The 261-nt window shown below is 42.1% G+C and carries 1 pseudogene; it reads left to right on the top strand.

The annotated features are described in order from the left end of the window. Positions 1 to 17: 17 nt before the first annotated feature. Positions 18 to 261 (top strand): annotated as a pseudogene (locus AAEZ05_RS29105) (cation:proton antiporter); the annotation flags it as partial.

Raw genomic sequence — 261 nt, 5'->3', positions numbered from 1 at the left:
TATCAGGACCACTCGCTATGGTAATGATGGGCTTAATGGTCGGCAACCGTGGGCGTGAGCTGGCAATGAGTGATAAGACTCGCCATTATATTGATTTATTTTGGGAGTTAATAGACGAGATTCTCAACGCCATTTTATTTGTTTTGATTGGTCTTGAAGTAGTGATAATCGCTTATTCGGGTAACTTATTTATCGCAGGCGGTCTGACTATTATCATCGCCCTACTAGCAAGATTGATCGTGGTTGGTATGACAACCAAGA

The sequence above is a fragment of the Pseudomonas sp. HY13-MNA-CIBAN-0226 genome, assembly GCF_040310305.1.
Taxonomy (GTDB): Bacteria; Pseudomonadota; Gammaproteobacteria; order Pseudomonadales; family Pseudomonadaceae; genus Aquipseudomonas; species Aquipseudomonas gregormendelii.
The sequence above is the reverse complement of the archived record's forward strand: the minus strand, read 5'-3'. Positions and strand labels throughout refer to the sequence as shown.